The sequence below is a fragment of the Thermogutta sp. genome (assembly GCF_014359955.1).
GTDB lineage: Bacteria > Planctomycetota > Planctomycetia > Pirellulales > Thermoguttaceae > Thermogutta.
Window position 1 is genome coordinate 1 of sequence record NZ_JACIYL010001037.1, and the last position, 1,268, is coordinate 1,268.

The window sequence follows — 1,268 nt, forward strand, 5'->3', positions numbered from 1 at the left end:
GCTACTCTCTACCGAGATGGGTTATCGAGTCATACGCTCATTGTAAGGCAGCGAGCGAATTTCGACACCCTCAGAAAGCCGGCTTTTTGGAAAGATTTCGGTAGCACTCAGCCGGGAGTTTGCGTGTCGGTCAGGCTGGAACAAACCGACGAGCGACTTCACGAGCTCCGACTGCACAGGTGTTGCCGTGCTGAGCACAAACGGTATAGTGGGTGGCAGTTTTGTTGAAACGAGAGTTCCACAGCAGGGAACGGGGCAACGCCTCTGGCGACAAATTCAACTGGTCGGCGGACGGCTGGCGGATTATAATTATTAAAATGATCACTTAACTGATTTATCTCGGCGGACCGGTCGCGTCTCGGAGGGGGTGACGCGGAGCCGAGAGCCAAAAATCTCCCGTGGGACGGTTGGGGAATTGGGACGTGAAGTCGTCGCTGACAGACGAAGTAAGATAGAGAAATAAGTTTCCCGGCCAGCCTGAGCATTCGTCGGGAACGGGAACTCATTTCGCACGGGCGGCTCGGTGGGCCGGCTGATGCTCCACATCGCGGTTTCGGCTTGCCCTACTTGACCGCGACCGATCGAACGGATGTGAACGGACATGCTTGAACCTGGCGCCGTCATCAGCCTCACAGTTGTTGGGTTGATTTTTCTATTGCTGGCGACTACTCGACTCGCCCCGGATGTTGTTTTGATGGGGGGGCTAACAGTACTCCTATTGGCCGGTTGTGTCACCAGTCAGGAGGCGCTTCAGGGGTTTTCCAACGAAGGAATGATCACAATTGCAGTGCTTTTTGTGGTGGGGGCGGGACTGGTGGAAACGGGGGCGGTTTCCGCGTTGGCGGATACTCTTTTTGGTCGGGCGAAATCGGTCACGGGGGCCATCGCACGGGTGATGATCCCGACGACAGCGCTCAGCGCGTTCATCAATAACACACCCGTTGTCAGCATGCTCATCCCCGCGATCAACGATTGGTCCAGACAAAACCGCATTCCGCCCTCCAAGCTGCTGCTGCCCCTCAGTTATGCGGCCATTTTGGGGGGGACATGCACCCTGATCGGAACGAGTACGAATCTCGTTGTGAACGGACTTCTCATTCGCGCCTATGACCAGGGCCAGTTAGCCTGGGCACCCCACGTGACACGGGGACTGGGGATGTTCGATCCCATCTGGGTGGGCCTCCCTATCGCAGTGGCGGGAATCGCCTTTGTATTGATAAGCCATCGGTGGTTGCTACCGGCACGCGATCCGATCACACCAATCCGTG

General features: G+C 56.7%; 1 protein-coding gene. It reads left to right on the forward strand.

Annotated elements, in window-relative coordinates; translation table 11 throughout:
• Nucleotides 1-601 precede the first annotated feature (601 nt).
• On the forward strand, nt 602-1,268 hold a 667-nt coding region (locus H5U08_RS19205; protein WP_297036904.1), incomplete at its 3' end, for an SLC13 family permease.